This is a genomic window from Gluconobacter cadivus, assembly GCF_015244745.1.
Classification (GTDB): Bacteria; Pseudomonadota; Alphaproteobacteria; order Acetobacterales; family Acetobacteraceae; genus Gluconobacter; species Gluconobacter cadivus.
Window position 1 is genome coordinate 80,604 of the sequence record NZ_JABCQI010000008.1, and the last position, 14,626, is coordinate 95,229.

The 14,626-nt window shown below is 60.3% G+C and carries 16 protein-coding genes; 11 read left to right on the top strand and 5 right to left on the bottom strand.

The window, feature by feature from the left end; all coding sequences use genetic code 11:
- Positions 1–55 precede the first annotated feature (55 nt).
- The 8 genes from purC (at position 56) to HKD28_RS12125 (ending at position 5,551) form a co-directional block, all read left to right on the top strand.
- Positions 56–820: a phosphoribosylaminoimidazolesuccinocarboxamide synthase gene (purC, locus tag HKD28_RS12090; RefSeq protein ID WP_194263023.1), complete on the top strand. Its 765-nt coding sequence runs from the start codon at positions 56–58 to the stop codon at positions 818–820.
- Positions 817–1,059: a phosphoribosylformylglycinamidine synthase subunit PurS gene (gene purS, locus HKD28_RS12095; protein ID WP_099286711.1), complete on the top strand. Its 243-nt coding sequence runs from the start codon at positions 817–819 to the stop codon at positions 1,057–1,059. The genes purC and purS overlap by 4 nt, the downstream gene beginning before the upstream one ends.
- Positions 1,056–1,460 (top strand): Rap1a/Tai family immunity protein, encoded by a 405-nt coding sequence (locus HKD28_RS12100; protein WP_194268497.1) that lies wholly within the window; start codon positions 1,056–1,058, stop codon positions 1,458–1,460. The genes purS and HKD28_RS12100 overlap by 4 nt, the downstream gene beginning before the upstream one ends.
- The gene (gene purQ / locus HKD28_RS12105) at positions 1,457–2,158 is read left to right on the top strand and encodes a phosphoribosylformylglycinamidine synthase subunit PurQ (RefSeq protein ID WP_194268499.1); all 702 of its coding nucleotides are present in this window, start codon (positions 1,457–1,459) and stop codon (positions 2,156–2,158) included. Before HKD28_RS12100 ends, purQ begins: the two co-directional genes overlap by 4 nt.
- A complete protein-coding gene (purL, locus tag HKD28_RS12110) occupies positions 2,155–4,359 on the top strand; it encodes a phosphoribosylformylglycinamidine synthase subunit PurL (protein ID WP_194268501.1) in 2,205 nt (734 codons plus the stop codon). Before purQ ends, purL begins: the two co-directional genes overlap by 4 nt.
- Before the next feature lie 5 nt (positions 4,360–4,364).
- Complete coding sequence (locus HKD28_RS12115; protein WP_062032111.1) at positions 4,365–4,595, top strand: BolA/IbaG family iron-sulfur metabolism protein; 231 nt, start codon at positions 4,365–4,367, stop codon at positions 4,593–4,595.
- An 87-nt stretch (positions 4,596–4,682) separates the two neighbouring features.
- Positions 4,683–5,018 (top strand): Grx4 family monothiol glutaredoxin, encoded by a 336-nt coding sequence (grxD, locus tag HKD28_RS12120; protein WP_099286707.1) that lies wholly within the window; start codon positions 4,683–4,685, stop codon positions 5,016–5,018.
- Between the two features lie 206 nt (positions 5,019–5,224).
- Positions 5,225–5,551, top strand: a complete 327-nt coding sequence (locus HKD28_RS12125) for a hypothetical protein (protein ID WP_194268504.1) — start codon at positions 5,225–5,227, stop codon at positions 5,549–5,551.
- 4 nt (positions 5,552–5,555) lie between these two features.
- Here HKD28_RS12125 and HKD28_RS12130 read toward each other — a convergent pair whose 3' ends face one another.
- From HKD28_RS12130 to HKD28_RS12140, 3 genes are read right to left on the bottom strand one after another with little or no spacing between them, the layout of a single operon-like run.
- Entirely contained in the window at positions 5,556–5,927 is a 372-nt protein-coding gene (locus tag HKD28_RS12130; protein WP_328750506.1) for a YraN family protein, read from the bottom strand.
- A complete protein-coding gene (hemB, locus tag HKD28_RS12135) occupies positions 5,924–6,934 on the bottom strand; it encodes a porphobilinogen synthase (protein ID WP_194268507.1) in 1,011 nt (336 codons plus the stop codon). The genes HKD28_RS12130 and hemB overlap by 4 nt, the downstream gene beginning before the upstream one ends.
- A 10-nt stretch (positions 6,935–6,944) precedes the next feature.
- On the bottom strand, positions 6,945–8,381 hold the full coding sequence (locus HKD28_RS12140; RefSeq protein ID WP_194268508.1) for an amino acid permease: 1,437 nt from the start codon (positions 8,379–8,381) through the stop codon (positions 6,945–6,947).
- A gap of 92 nt (positions 8,382–8,473) precedes the next feature.
- Between HKD28_RS12140 and glyA the strand changes: the two genes are divergently transcribed.
- Positions 8,474–9,778: a serine hydroxymethyltransferase gene (glyA, locus tag HKD28_RS12145; protein ID WP_194268510.1), complete on the top strand. Its 1,305-nt coding sequence runs from the start codon at positions 8,474–8,476 to the stop codon at positions 9,776–9,778.
- On the opposite strand, the gene HKD28_RS12150 is transcribed toward glyA, so the two are convergent.
- A complete protein-coding gene (locus tag HKD28_RS12150) occupies positions 9,775–10,917 on the bottom strand; it encodes a M14 family metallopeptidase (RefSeq protein WP_235993456.1) in 1,143 nt (380 codons plus the stop codon). The two genes, glyA and HKD28_RS12150, sit on opposite strands and share 4 nt — an antisense overlap.
- 207 nt (positions 10,918–11,124) lie before the next feature.
- Between HKD28_RS12150 and HKD28_RS12155 the strand changes: the two genes are divergently transcribed.
- Both HKD28_RS12155 and HKD28_RS12160 read left to right on the top strand, forming a co-directional pair.
- On the top strand, positions 11,125–12,318 hold the full coding sequence (locus tag HKD28_RS12155; RefSeq protein WP_194268512.1) for a glycosyltransferase family 4 protein: 1,194 nt from the start codon (positions 11,125–11,127) through the stop codon (positions 12,316–12,318).
- Positions 12,315–13,403, top strand: a complete 1,089-nt coding sequence (locus HKD28_RS12160) for a glycosyltransferase family 4 protein (RefSeq protein WP_194268514.1) — start codon at positions 12,315–12,317, stop codon at positions 13,401–13,403. The genes HKD28_RS12155 and HKD28_RS12160 overlap by 4 nt, the downstream gene beginning before the upstream one ends.
- Here the strand turns inward: HKD28_RS12160 and HKD28_RS12165 are convergent.
- Positions 13,400–14,581 carry a DEAD/DEAH box helicase gene (locus tag HKD28_RS12165; protein ID WP_194268516.1) on the bottom strand — a complete coding sequence of 394 codons (1,182 nt, stop codon included), beginning with the start codon at positions 14,579–14,581 and terminating at the stop codon, positions 13,400–13,402. The two genes, HKD28_RS12160 and HKD28_RS12165, sit on opposite strands and share 4 nt — an antisense overlap.
- Between the last annotated feature and the right edge of the window lie 45 nt (positions 14,582–14,626).

A 14,626-nucleotide genomic window follows, 5' to 3' on the forward strand; every position in this document is an offset into this window, starting at 1 on the left:
GCTGCTCCAGCCGTCCGCATTTCCTGTCAGGACGGCGCAACGCTAAGGATTGCTCATGGCTCGCCGCCGCCAGCTCTATGAGGGCAAAGCCAAGGTTCTTTTTGAAGGCCCAGAACCCGGCACACTCGTTCAGTACTTCAAGGATGACGCCACCGCCGGAAACGGCGCGAAGAGCGGCATCATCACCGGGAAGGGCGTCCTGAACAACCGCATCAGCGAATACCTGATGCTCAAGCTTCACGAGATCAACATCCCGACCCACTTCATCCGTCGGCTGAACATGCGCGAGCAGCTCATCCGCGAAGTGGAGATCATCCCGCTTGAAGTTGTGATACGCAATGTGGCGGCGGGCTCGCTGGCTAAGCGGCTTGGCATCCCCGAGGGGACGCGCCTGCCGCGCACGATCATCGAATATTACTACAAGAACGACGCGCTCAACGACCCGATGGTGTCGGAAGAGCATATCGCAGCGTTCAACTGGGCCGCGCCGCAGGACATGGATGACATGAACCAGCTTGCACTCAGAACAAATGATTTCCTGATGGGCATGTTCACGGCTGTCGGCATCACGCTTGTCGATTTCAAGCTGGAATTCGGCCGGATCTGGGAAGGCGAGGAGATGCGTATTCTTCTGGCCGACGAAATCTCGCCGGATAACTGCCGTCTGTGGGATTCCAAGACGAACGAGAAGTTGGACAAGGATCGTTTCCGCCGCGACATGGGTCGCGTCGAAGAAGCGTATCAGGAAGTAGCAAAGCGTCTCGGGATTCTGCCCGAGTCCGGGAATGGTGACCTCAAGGGTCCGGAGGCAGTTCAGTGAAAATCCGTGTTTTTGTTTCCCTGAAAGACGGCGTTCTCGATCCGCAGGGCAAGGCCGTGGGTCATGCTCTCGAAACCCTAGGCTTCAAGGGTCTGGGCGAAGTCCGCATCAATCGCGTCGTTGAACTTGATGTTCCGGCCGACAATGCCGCCGACGCACTGGCGCAGGGCGAGGCCATGGCGCGCGCGCTTCTGGCCAATGAGGTCATTGAGGATTTCAGCGTCGAGGTGGCCGGATGACCCGTCTTTCCACGATCTTCCTGCTGGCCGGTCTCGCAGTTGCTCCGGCTCTCGTGGCAGCCCCGGCTCACGCACAGCGCGTGTCCAAGGTTTCAGGCAAGGCTCTAGGCCAGATGTGCTCCAGCAAGTCCTCCATCGGCATGTGCGATGCCTATCTGTCGGGTCTGATGGATGGTGAAGCCTGGGCGAAGAAGTACGACAGCTTTGCCCATGACGAGTCCGCCCCGGTGGCATTCTGCGTTCCGGCCCAGCAGACAGCCCCGCAAATCCGCGGGCTGGTCGTCGCCTGGCTGCATGCCCACAACGACGCGCTGACAGAGCCTGCGGGCAAGGCTGTCTATCGCGCCCTGCATGACACTTATCCGTGCCATGCGTCCGCTCCGGCGGAGGGCCAGAAATGAAGGCAGGTATCGTCGTATTTCCCGGCACGAACCGGGAGCGCGACATGGTCCATGCCCTGAAGCTGGTGACGGGGCAGACGCCGCGTCTGATCTGGCACGGGGAAACCTCTCTGGGGGATCTGGACCTCGTGGTGCTGCCGGGCGGTTTCAGTTTCGGGGACTATCTGCGCAGCGGGGCCATGGCCGCGCATTCGCCGATCATGCGTGACGTCAAGGCGTTCGCAGGCAAGGGCGGTCATGTTCTGGGTGTCTGCAATGGCTTCCAGATCCTGACGGAATCCCATCTGCTGCCGGGCGCACTGCTTCGCAATGCAGGGTTGCGTTTCCTGTCGCAGGATTGCCATCTGAAGGTTGAGAATGCGTCGTCGCCCTATACGCGGGGCTGGGCGCGCGGTGATGTGTTCCGCGCGCCGCTGGCACATGGTGACGGGAACTACACGGCCTCTCCCGAGACGCTGAAGCGTCTTGAAGGCGAAGGCCGCGTGGCGTTCCGTTATTGTGGGGCGGATAGTGTGGTTTCGGACGATGATCGTGCGACCAACCCCAACGGGAGCACACGTTCCATCGCCGGGATTCTGAGCGAGAATGGCCGTGTCTGTGGCCTGATGCCGCACCCGGAGAACCTGACTGACCCCGAAATCGGCGCAACCGACGGCGTGCCGCTTTTCAAAGGCCTTGTGGAGGCTCTTGTCGGATGAGTGTGACGATTGATGCCCAGCTTGCCCAGTCTTTCGGACTGACCGGCGAGGAATACGACAAGCTTGTCACGATCATGGGACGGACGCCGAGCTTTACGGAGCTTGGAATTTTCTCCGTCATGTGGTCCGAGCACTGCTCTTACAAATCGTCCCGCATTCATCTCAAGACGCTGCCGACCAAGGCGCCTTGGGTCATCCATGGGCCGGGCGAGAACGCAGGCGTCGTGGATATTGGCGAGGGTCTGGCTGCCGTCTTCAAGATGGAAAGCCACAACCATCCGTCCTTCATCGAGCCCTATCAGGGCGCGGCGACGGGCGTGGGCGGCATTCTGCGTGACGTATTCACGATGGGCGCACGTCCAGTTGCGAACCTCAACGCCCTGCGTTTCGGTGATCCGAAACATGCAGGAACGCGTCGTATCGTCGATGGCGTCGTGCGTGGTGTTGGCGGTTATGGCAACTGCGTCGGTGTTCCGACCGTGGGTGGTGAGGTCAACTTCCACAAGGCGTATGACGGCAATCCGCTCGTCAATGCCATGACGGTCGGTGTGGCCAAGCAGGACAAGATCTTCCTGTCGGCTGCGGCTGGCGTGGGCAATCCGGTCGTGTATGTCGGCTCCAAGACGGGACGTGACGGCATTCACGGTGCGACCATGTCTTCGTCGGAATTCGACGAGGAAGCGGCGTCCAAGCGTCCGACCGTTCAGGTTGGTGATCCGTTTATCGAGAAGCTGCTGATCGAGGCCTGCCTCGAACTGATGGCCACCGATGCGATCGTCGCCATTCAGGACATGGGTGCAGCAGGCCTGACCTCTTCCGCCGTTGAAATGGCGGGTAAGGGCGGCGTTGGCATTGAACTGAATCTTGATGCCGTTCCGCAGCGCGAGCCGAACATGTCGGCTTACGAGATGATGCTGTCCGAGAGCCAGGAGCGCATGCTCATGGTCCTCAAGCCCGAACGAACCGAAGTTGCCCGTGCGATTTTCGCAAAGTGGGAACTGGATTTCGCCATCATCGGTGTGCTGACCGATACGGGCCGCATCACGATCCGTCATCATGGCGAAATCGAAGCCGATATTCCGCTGGCTCCGCTGGCGGATGAAGCTCCGCTCTATAACCGTCCGACCGTGCCGCTGACGGCACCTGCACGGATTGAAACGCCTGCTGACCCGGAAGGGATCGAAAAGGCGCTGCTGACGCTGATCGGCTGCCCGGATCTGGCGTCCCGCGCCTGGGTCTGGAACCAGTATGACGGCTCGGTCGGTGGCAACACGGCGCGTCGTCCGGGTGCAGCCGATGCGGCAGTCGTCCGCGTTGACGATACGCGTCTGGGTCTCGCCCTGACGACGGACTGTACGCCGCGTTACTGTCAGGCCGATCCGAAGACTGGCGGTGCGCAGGCCGTGGCCGAAGCCTGGCGGAATCTGACAGCAACGGGTGCCACACCGCTGGCCGTGACGGACAACCTGAACTTCGGCAATCCGGAACGGCCGGAAATCATGGCGCAGTTCGCCGATGCCATCAAAGGCATGGGCGATGCCTGCCGTGCGCTCGACTTCCCGGTCGTGAGCGGCAACGTCTCGCTGTATAACGAGACGCGCTCACCGTCCGGCGAGGCTCAGGCAATTCTGCCGACGCCCGCGATCGGTGCGCTTGGCGTGCTCGCGGATGCGTCCAAGTCCATCGGGCTTGCGATGCCGGATGCCCATGATCTGGTGCTGGTCGGCTCTATCCGGGGCGAACTCGGACAGTCTCTGTGGCTGCGCGAAATCTGCCAACGTGAAGACGGAGCACCGCCGGTCGTTGATCTCGCGGTCGAACGTCGTAACGGGGACTTTGTGCGCAGCCAGATTACGGCAGGCGAGGTTGCGGCCTGTCATGACATCGCCGATGGCGGTCTGCTGGTGACAGTTGCGGAAATGGTCATGGCGAGCGGCGTCGGCTGCACGCTTGAAGCCGCTCCGACAAACATTCCCGCGCACGCCTTCTGGTTCGGTGAGGATCAGGGCTGCTACGTGGTTGCAACTCCCGATGGCGCAGCCCTTGTCGAAGCAGCAGGGAAGGCCAATGTACCGGCAATCCGTCTGGGACGTTCGGGCGGCAGTGATCTGGTCGTGCCGGGAACCGTCAGTGTCAGCGCGGAGCGTCTCAGCGAGATCAATGCCGCGTTCTTCCCGCAGTTCATGGGTGAGGGAGCCTGATTTTTATGCCGATGGCAGCTTCTGAAATCGAACGCACGATCCTCGCCGCCATCCCTGACGCCCGGATCGAGATCGAAGATCTCGCCGGGGACGGGGATCATTACGCCTGCCAGGTTACAAGCGAAGCCTTCCGCGGGCTTTCGCGTGTACGCCAGCACAAACTGGTTTATGATGCGTTCGGAACCCGCATGGGCACCGAACTGCATGCGATGGCCCTCAAGACGCTCACCCCTTAAGAGCCGGGGCTGACGTCTTTTTTTCCAGACGAGCACTGACAGCAGGAGCGGACGTTCTGTCCGCCCTGCCGAACCAAGGAAAATCCAATGTCCGAAACCGTGTTCCAGCATATCCAGACCCTGATCGACGCCAATCCGGTCATGCTGTTCATGAAGGGTGACAAGCTCTTCCCGCAGTGCGGCTTTTCCGCGCGCGTGGTCCAGATTCTCAACCATCTTGGCGTCCCGTTTGCGACCTGCAACATCCTTGAGAGCGCTGAACTGCGTCAGGGCATCAAGGACTTCTCGCAGTGGCCGACCGTGCCGCAGCTTTATATCAAGGGCGAGTTCGTGGGCGGCTGCGATATCGTGACCGACATGTACCAGAGCGGCGAGCTTGAGACTCTGCTGACCGAAAAAGGCATCACGACTGCCAACGCCTGACCGACACGCGCCTGATTCGGGCGCGATTGTGACGAAAAGTGCTGAATTCAGCACTTTTTAAGCATTGCTCCTGCCACAATTCAGCCATGAAACGACGAAAAGTGGCAGGACCTTGATTTTTTCGGAAACTTTCCCATCAGGGGTTGCCGGACCCCGAGTTCAGCGCATAGGCTGTTTCCATCAGAACGGGATGGGACACAACGTCAATGGCGCGCAACTGGGTCGGCAGAATTGCTCTGGGTATCATGGGTGTCGGTATCTGCATGGGGGCAGGCAAGGCCTATGCCCGTCCGGCCATCACCGATTACGAAGCCAGCAAGCTGACCTTTGACGCATTGACTGCAACGCCGGTTTATCACCGCGCCGTTTTCCATCATGCGCTTGCGCGCCGCGCAACGTCGCATAACACAGCCGTTGCCTGGAGCAGTTCACACGCTGTTATCCGCAACGTTGCTTATCGCCCACATGCAACCGCTCATGCCCATATCGCAGTGGCGTCCGCTCATCACCACGCCCGCGTCCGTCGCACCTGATTTTTCAGAATTGGCGCAGCGCATCCTGAATGCGTCGCGCCTGACCTGACGGGTCCACGATGATCAGATCAAACCGTGTGTTGGGTCGCTGCCACTCCGGTTTCGTCAGCAGGATATACTCGAAGGCTTCCATCAGCCTTTGAGACTGCCTGACAGTCAGGCATGACGCACTTTCCCGCAGGCTGCGTCTCTGCTTGACTTCAACAGCAATCAGCCATTCCGAATCTGCTGCCAAAAGATCGATTTCGCCATAAGGCGTTCGTAATCTGCGCGCCATAATTGTCAGCCCGCGCTCTTCAAGGAGGCGGGCTGCAATATTTTCAGCGTTCAGCCCCGTATAATAGGATTGAACGCCTCGGGTCTGTGGGCTTTTCAGTGTTCGTCCCGCAGAAGACGGGCGGCGTCCAGAGCGAAATAGGTAAGGATGCCGTTACAGCCGGCACGCTTGAAAGCGATCAGGCTTTCCATGATCGTGCGATCGCGGTCGAGCCAGCCGTTCTGGATGGCCCCCACCAGCATCGCGTATTCCCCCGACACCTGATAGGCGAAAGTCGGAACTTCGAAGCGTTCGCGCACGCGGCGGATGATATCGAGATACGGCATGCCCGGCTTGACCATGATCATGTCCGCACCTTCGCGCAGATCCTGCTCAACTTCGCGCATGGCTTCGTCGGAATTGGCCGGGTCCATCTGGTAAGTTTTCTTGTCTCCGTGCAGCAGGCTGCCGGACCCCAAGGCATCGCGGAACGGACCGTAGAAGGCGGACGCATATTTTGCCGTGTAGGCCATGATGCGCGTCGTGTCGTAGCCATTGCCGTCGAGCGTTTCGCGAATGGCTTTCACGCGGCCATCCATCATGTCGGAGGGAGCGATGATGTCATTGCCCGCACGGGCCTGATTGAGGGCCTGCTGGCGGAGGATTTCCACGGAGGCGTCGTTAAGGATCCGACCATTCTCGATCACGCCGTCATGGCCGTGATCGGTGTACGGATCCAGCGCCACGTCTCCGATAATGCCCAGATCGGGGAAGGCGTCCTTGATGGTGCGCGAAGCGCGACACATCAGGTTATCCGGATTCAGGGCCTCTGTGCCCGTGGCGTCGCGGACGCTCATGGGCGTTACGGGGAAAATGGCGACGGCCGGGATGCCGAGGTCCACGGCCTGTCGGACGTGTTCGACGACATTGTCCACGCTGACACGTTCGGCGCCCGGCATGGAGTCGACCTTCTGGCGCTGGTTTTCACCTTCGCAGACGAAAATCGGCCAGATCAGGTTGTCAACATGCAGGCGATGTTCCTGCACCAGACGACGGGTGAAAGCATCGTGGCGATTACGCCGCGGACGGGAAAGGGGATATGCTGCATTGCTCATACCCCCGATCATGCGCCTAACTTCAGTCCCTGCAAAGTCGACTGTTGCGGATGCCGTAGACGAAATAAATGACAAGCCCAATGATGAGCCAGACGATGAGCCGGATCCATGTCAGGCGATCAAGCGATACCATCACGGCCCCGCAGGACAGAACGCCGAGGACCGGAATGATAGCGCCACCCGGCACGCGGAACTGACGGGGTGCATCCGGCTGGGTTCGGCGCAGGACGGGGACGCTCGCACAGACAATAATGAAGGCAAGAAGCGTTCCGATCGAGGTCATGTTCCCAAGCACGCCAATCGGCACGAGAGCCGCGAGAAGGCTTGTCAGAACCGCGAACAGAAGATGAGATGTCCAGGGCGTGCGGGTACGGGTGTTCAGCCGTGCAAACAGCGGGGGGAGCAGCCCGTCATGGGACATCACGAGAAAGATCCGTGCCTGTCCCAGAAGCATTCCGAACAGAACCGAGACATAGCCCGACGTAATGCCAAGCTTCACAAGACTTGCGACCCAAGGGAGATGCGCGGTGTCGATGGCGGTCGCCACTGGGCTCGGGTCATTGGCCATGAGGCGATAATTGACCACCCCGGTCAGAACCAGCGAGAAAATGACGTAGACCACGGAACAGATCAACAGGCTTCCGATGATCCCGATCGGGATGTTTCGTGCCGGGTTCCGACTGTCCTGCGCGGCGGTCGAGACGATATCGAAGCCGAGATAGGCGAAGAAGGCCATCCCGGCCGCGCGCATGACACCGGAAAACCCGAACGTGCCGAACGTGCCGGTATTTTCAGGGATGAACGGGTGATAGTTCGCCATATGGACATGCGGCGCACAGACCACGATCACGATAGCGACGACCGCCAGCTTGATGACGACAACGGCTGTATTCACTTTCGCGGATTCGCTGACACCGCGCATCAGGAGCGCCGTCACGATCCACAGGGCACAGGCTGCTGGCAGATTGAACCATGCAGTCGTGATGGTGCCGTCTGACAGCGTCACAGGCGTGAGTGGCGGAGCAAGAAGCCTCGGGTCGATGGGAAGCCCCCATCCGCCCAGAAGCGACGCCAGATAGCCGGACCAGCTTGAGGCAACGGTCGCCGCTCCCACCGTATATTCGAGCACGAGATCCCAGCCGATCATCCATGCGATCAGCTCCCCCATGGACGCATAGGCGTAAGAATAGGCCGAACCACCGGAGGGAATCATCCCGGCCAGTTCGCCATAACACAAACCTGCAAACCCGCAGGCCACGGCTGCGATAACAAAAGATAGCGTCACGGCTGGACCGGCATTCTGGCCAGCGGCGACACCTGTAAGAGAGAAAAGACCAGCACCGATCGTCACGCCGATACCGAGGGCGACGAGCTGCCAGGGACCGAGAACACGCCTGAGGCCAGTCTGGCTGTCGGCTGCGGATGATACGGGTTTGGTCCGCCAGAGCGGAGTGGTCATGAAGGATCCTCGTTTGTTAGGCGGATTGTTTTTGCCGAGGCAGGCAATCTGGGCTAGTCACATGCCGAACTCACCCTGGAGAATGGACCACGATGTCGGAACACGCCAGCCAGTCCACGCTGAATCGTTTCTTTCATGCCCCCCTCAAGGAGGTTGATGCCGAAGTTGCCACCATTCTGAACGAGGAGCTGACGCGCCAGCAGGACGGCATCGAGCTCATCGCTTCGGAGAACATGGCCTCTTTCGCCGTCATGGAAGCACAGGGTTCGGTGCTGACGAACAAGTATGCGGAAGGCCTTCCGGGCAAGCGCTATTACGGCGGCTGCGTGGATGTGGACCGTGTTGAGAACCTCGCCATCGAGCGTTTGAAGAAGATGTTTGGCGCAGATTTCGCAAACGTGCAGCCGCATTCCGGCGCCAATGCCAATCAGGCGGCGTTCATGGCGCTGGCCAAGCCGGGCGATACGATTCTCGGTCTGAGCCTCGCGGCTGGTGGACATCTGACGCATGGCGCGGCTCCGAACTATTCGGGCAAGTGGTTCAACTCCGTACAGTATGGCGTTCGCGCAGAAGATGGTCTGATCGATTACGACCAGATGGAAGCGCTGGCCCGCGAGCATAAGCCGAAGATCATCGTGGCGGGTAGCTCCGCCTATCCGCGCGTCATCGACTTTGCCCGGTTCCGCAAGATCGCTGATGAAGTCGGCGCATATCTGATGGTGGATATGGCCCATTTCGCCGGTCTGGTTGCGGCTGGTCTGTATCCGAATCCGGTTCCGGTTGCGGACATTACGACATCCACGACGCACAAGACGCTGCGTGGTCCGCGTGGCGGCATTATCCTGACGAACGATCCGGAACTTGCGAAGAAGGTAAACTCCGCCGTGTTCCCCGGTCTGCAGGGTGGTCCGCTCATGCATGTCATCGCGGGCAAAGCCGTTGCGTTCGGTGAAGCGCTTTCGGACGAGTTCAAGGACTATCAGAAGCGTGTTCTCGCCAATGCCCGCGCGCTGGCGGACGAACTCCAGAACCGCGGCTTCGATATTGTTACGGGTGGGACGGACAGCCATCTGATCCTCGTGGATCTGCGTCCGAAGAAGGTGACGGGCAAGCTGGCCGAAGCCATTCTGGAACGTGCCGGCATTACGGCGAACAAGAACGCCATTCCGTTCGATCCGGAAAAGCCGTTTGTGACATCCGGCATCCGTCTGGGCAGCCCGGCGGCAACGGCGCGCGGTTTCGGAGAAGCCGAGTTCCGCGAAGTTGGCCGCATGATCGACGAAGTGCTGACAGCGGCTCTTGAGGAAGAAAACTCTGAAGCCGTCACGGCCCGCGTCCATGAAGAAGTGAAGGCCCTGTGCCGTCGCTTCCCGATCTATGACCGCGCTTCGGCCTAAGATCTGAACGGTGATGCGGTCCGTCTGGCCAGACGGACCGCAAGTTGTCCCCGACGGGGACGCAGATTGGGCATGATCAGCAGGCACTCGTCATACGGGGTGTAGATCAGATCATGCCCGTCATGGGCGAGGGGCGTTCCCGCTTTAGGAATCGTGACCCCGCCCTCCCATGGCCTGACGAAACTGAAATCCGAATGCCGGGCAATGATGTTGTCGGTCACGACGGCCAATTCGGGCTCGCAGGCTTCCTGCGTGGCATGTCCTCGCAGATGAATGGCCTCAGCCTGCGCCAGAAGACGCTCGATGGCGCTTTCCATGACCGTGACGGTCCCAGGCTCCCAGTGAGATCCGGCTTCCAGAAGACAGCTTCGTCCGGTCCCACCCGGCGACATGAAATGCGCGTGCTCGATCAGGCGTGAACCGCCCTGATGCCCCAGATCCGTCAGAACCGTTTGAGGCAGATTTCGCCCTGCCGCCAGAGCGCAGGCCAGTTCTGCCGATCGATGACGGGGAGAGGCGATGAACAGGGGCTCGGACGGCCAGAGCGTGGAATGCAGATCCAGCAACAGATCCGCCCGAGCGATATAAGGCTGAAGCTGTCTGGCCCGTTCAAGCTCGCTGGAATGGTCGCGACCACTTAGTCGTGTGCTGTGCCACAGGCGGTTCAGATCTTCGTCGACATGGCGGGCCATGACGGGGTTTCTGATATCAAACCGGTCGAAGGCTTCCAGATTGGCCACAATGAAGGTCAGACGCCCCGATGTCAGGGACACGCCTCGTCGGCGAAAGTTCTCAAGCGCCCATCCCCCGGCATATTCGTTGCCATGGACCATAGCGGTGATAACGATTTCAGGGCCGGAGCGCCCCGAATCGAAGATCCATACGCCCGGTACGCCTGAAGGCGGCAGACGCCACATGGCAAGATCGGGCGGGGGCAGGGTCACTTTAAAGACGGGCGGGGTCTGTCCGAAACCGGGCAGCGTTTCCGACAGACGGGGCTGACGGATCCGCACGGGGTGATGCCGCTGTCCCGCCTTGCAACTCATGCCATCCCCCACCGTCGCGGACTGACGCGACAACAGGCACCCTCCGTCCGGCAGCCCGGCGAAGCCATACCTGCACCACAGAGCGTAGGACATGGATCGGTCATGGATTGTAGTGTAAGCACGTTGGGCGCAGGTCGCCAGAGAGGGAACATCGCCTTTCTTTCCTTCCATATCGGAAAGAAATCACATTTTTCCGAGGCCGGTCTGATAGCATCGTTTTCTGTTTTCCGCCCGGTTTTCCAGAGATTTCGGCTCCTTGCCCATGTTTGCGACCAAGGACAGACGCCCCATGAACGGACGATGAAACAGTCTCTCTCCATTTTTCACAAAGTATGGCAGTGCTTCCCTGCTGACGCCCGACGACGCTTTTTCGTTCGGGCCACCGCTCTGGCTGTGCCTCCGGTCAGACCGCAGAAACCTGTTGCGGCACTGGGGATGATCGTTGCTGGCGAATTCAGCCGTAGTTCCGGGCTGGGCGAAGGCGCGCGGCTGATGGTCCGGGCGCTGCGGGAGATGGGGATTCCCTGCGCGACATGGGATATTGACCGTCGCGTCCTCGAAGGAGACAGGACCGGACCGGGAGCGCCGCTGGTCATGCATGTGAATGCTCCCATGCTGCCTTATGCCCAGTTCTTCATGCCACGCCCACTGCGGACAGGGCGCCGGATTGTCGGATACTGGGCGTGGGAACTCCCGGTCGTCCCGGACATATGGCGCATCGCCCGGCGGCATGTACATGAAATCTGGGCACCTTCGCGGTTTACGGCGGATGCGCTGCGCTCTCTTGGACGTCCGGTGCGGGTTGTGGAACATCCGGTTGGTCTTGCGGAGGAAAAATCTTCCGGACGGGATCGGGCGTCGTTCGGGTTGCCGGAGAACTGCGTGATTGTTCTCGTTTCGTTCAGCCTATCGTCCAGCATGGTTCGCAAAAGCCCGATCGAGACAATCCATGCCTTCAGGAAAGCCTTTGGAGACCGCAAGGACCGGCTTCTGCTCCTGAAAATTGGTCATACCGCGCATTACCCCGAGGATCTGGCGACGATCCGGGCGGCCATCGGAGGAGCCCCCAATATCCGTATCGAAACCGGACAGCTTGATGGTGCCGACAGACTTGCTCTGACGGAATGTGCAGATATCGTGCTGTCCCTGCATCGAAGCGAAGGCTTCGGACTTGTCGTGGCGGAAGCCATGGCGCTCGGGCGGTGCGTGATTGCAACGGACTGGTCCGCAACAGCCGAGTTTATGGACGAAATTTGTGGCCTGCCGGTTTCCTATACGCTCGTTTCTGCCCGTGATCCTCGCGGGATCTGGGACATGCCCGATACGCAGTGGGCACTGCCTGACATGGAGGCTGCCGTGCAGGCCCTTCGGACAGCGGCTGATGATCCGGATCTGCGAGCCCGTCTGGGCGCGCATGCTAGACACAGAATTGCGACACGCCTGAATGGTGCGACATTGCGCGAAGCCGCGCAGGCCGTTGGAGCGCGACCGTGAGCAGACGTTCCGAAGGCAGTCCGGCCAGACGCATTCTCGTCTGGCAGTGGGGACGGCGGGGCGCAGGGCCACGCATTGCGGTGGATCTGGCGGATGGCCTGAAAAGACTGCCAGAGACGGAGGTTCTGCTCTGCCTGTCAGAACGGGCCGAAATCCTGCGAAGCAAAAATGCCCCGGAAGCCGTGGTCAAGGTCGCGACATACAGCTCGGTGCGCGGATTGCTAAAACGACTTCTGACGGCTCCCTGGCTTCGTAGGCAGCTTGCACGGATCGTGCGGGATTTCCGCCCGGATGTCGCCATCTGTGCCATGCCGGGGCCACTGGACATGCTGATGACGCAGGTACTCCACAGAGCAGGCGTCTGGACCGTTGTTATCGTGCATGATGCACAGCCGCATCCGGGAGATGGATATCCGTTGCAGGCCCTGTTGCAGCGCCGGTTGATCCGGCACGCCGATCAGATCGTCACGTTCAGCCGTCATGTTGCCGACGGGCTGACGTCAGGGCCGCATGCCGTGTCGTGTCCCATAACTGCGCTTGCACACCCACCCTTTATCGGCGGGACAGGCACAGTGCCATTTGCTCATGGAGGCGCGCCCCGCATTCTCATGTTCGGGCGCCTTCTGCCTTACAAGGGGCTGGACCTTCTGGCGGAGGCTCTGCCCCACGTCCGTCATACCTTTGAATGCCGAGTTGTCGGACATGGCCCGCAAAGCCCCGAACTCAGCAGGCTTGGGACGCTCGAAACTGTCCGTGTCGAGAACCGCTGGGTTGAGGAAGACGCTCTGCCCGCGCTTGTCGAATGGGCCGATATCGTGGTTCTGCCCTATCGTGAGGCGTCCCAGAGTGGCGTGGGCGCGATGGCGATTGCCAGCGGGCGCTACGTGGTCGCAACGCGTGTAGGCGGGCTGGTCGAGCAGTTTGCCGACGATCCGCAGGCTGTACTGTGCGATCCGGACCCCGCAGCGATTGCACGGGCGCTGAAGACACTCCTTGAAGCCCCTCCGCCCATACGGCCCCGCGTTGATAATGCTCAGGAATGGGAAAATCTGGCGAGGGACATTCTCGCCAGCCGCAACGCTTAACGGTCCAGCGAGTCTTCCGTCGCGATCCGGACGCGGTAGCCGATATGTTTCTCGACATCACGCAGAAAAGTCCGCTCATCGATATTGATGAGTGAAAACGCCACGCCCTTGCGTCCGGCACGGGCTGTCCGGCCGATACGATGGACATAAGCCTCCGGCGTTTCAGGCATATCCATGTTGATGACAAGATCCACGTCCGGGATATCGAGACCGCGCGAGGCGATGTCGGTCGTCACCAGAATGGGAACGCGCCCCTGACGGAACAGATCAAGCGCCTTGTTGCGAGCGCCCTGCGTACGATCCCCATGCAGGGTTTCGATCCGCAAATTGTGTCGCCGCAGGATTTTGGCGAGCGCGTCCACCGTGTTCTTCGTCCGCGCGAACACGATGCTTCGGCCTTCGAAATGCTTCAGTAGACGGGCCACGGTTTCGGGCTTGTCGTCTTTTTCCACGAAGATCGCCCGCTGGCGAATATTTTTAGGCGTGAAAGACTCCGCCGCGATTTCCACACGAACGGGATCGCGCGTCACCCGCTTGGCCAGATCCATCACAGGCTCAGGCAATGTCGCCGAGCAGAAAACGGTCTGAGGAGGATGATCGGGGAAATAGGGCGTGAGAGCAGTCATACTAGCCGAAAAATCTTCGTCCAGCAGGCGGTCAGCTTCGTCCAGAACGAGATAGGTCAGATGTTCCAGAACAAGATCGGCCTGCATAACCAGATCCAGAAGACGGCCATGCGTGGCAACGATGATATCCACGCCATCGCTGACAGACTGGACCTGCTGCTCACGGGAAGTTCCACCACATACGACGCGCGTTTTCAGGGGAAGCCTGCGCCCGAGCTGACGGCATACGGCGGCGGTCTGGGCGGCGAGTTCGCGTGTCGGCTCAAGAATAAGCGCGCGAGGGCCGGGCGCCGGGCCCGCTTCTTCGAGCTTCTGAAGCATGGGCAGTACGAACGCCGCCGTCTTGCCGCTACCGGTCTGGGAGCCGACCAGAACATCCTTGCCTTCAAGCAGGGGAGGAATGGCCTGTGCCTGGATCAGGCTCGGGCGTTTGTGGCCGGCCTGAGCGAGAGTTGCCAGCAGGGGCGCAATCAGCCCAAGCTCCTCAAATCCGGGAGCAGGAGCGGCTGGGGTTGTATTCGAGGAGGCAGGGGGCGTCTGGGACGTTGTCATATGCGCTTCTTGCCAAATTTCTCGCAGTTCGGGAAACACCTTCTT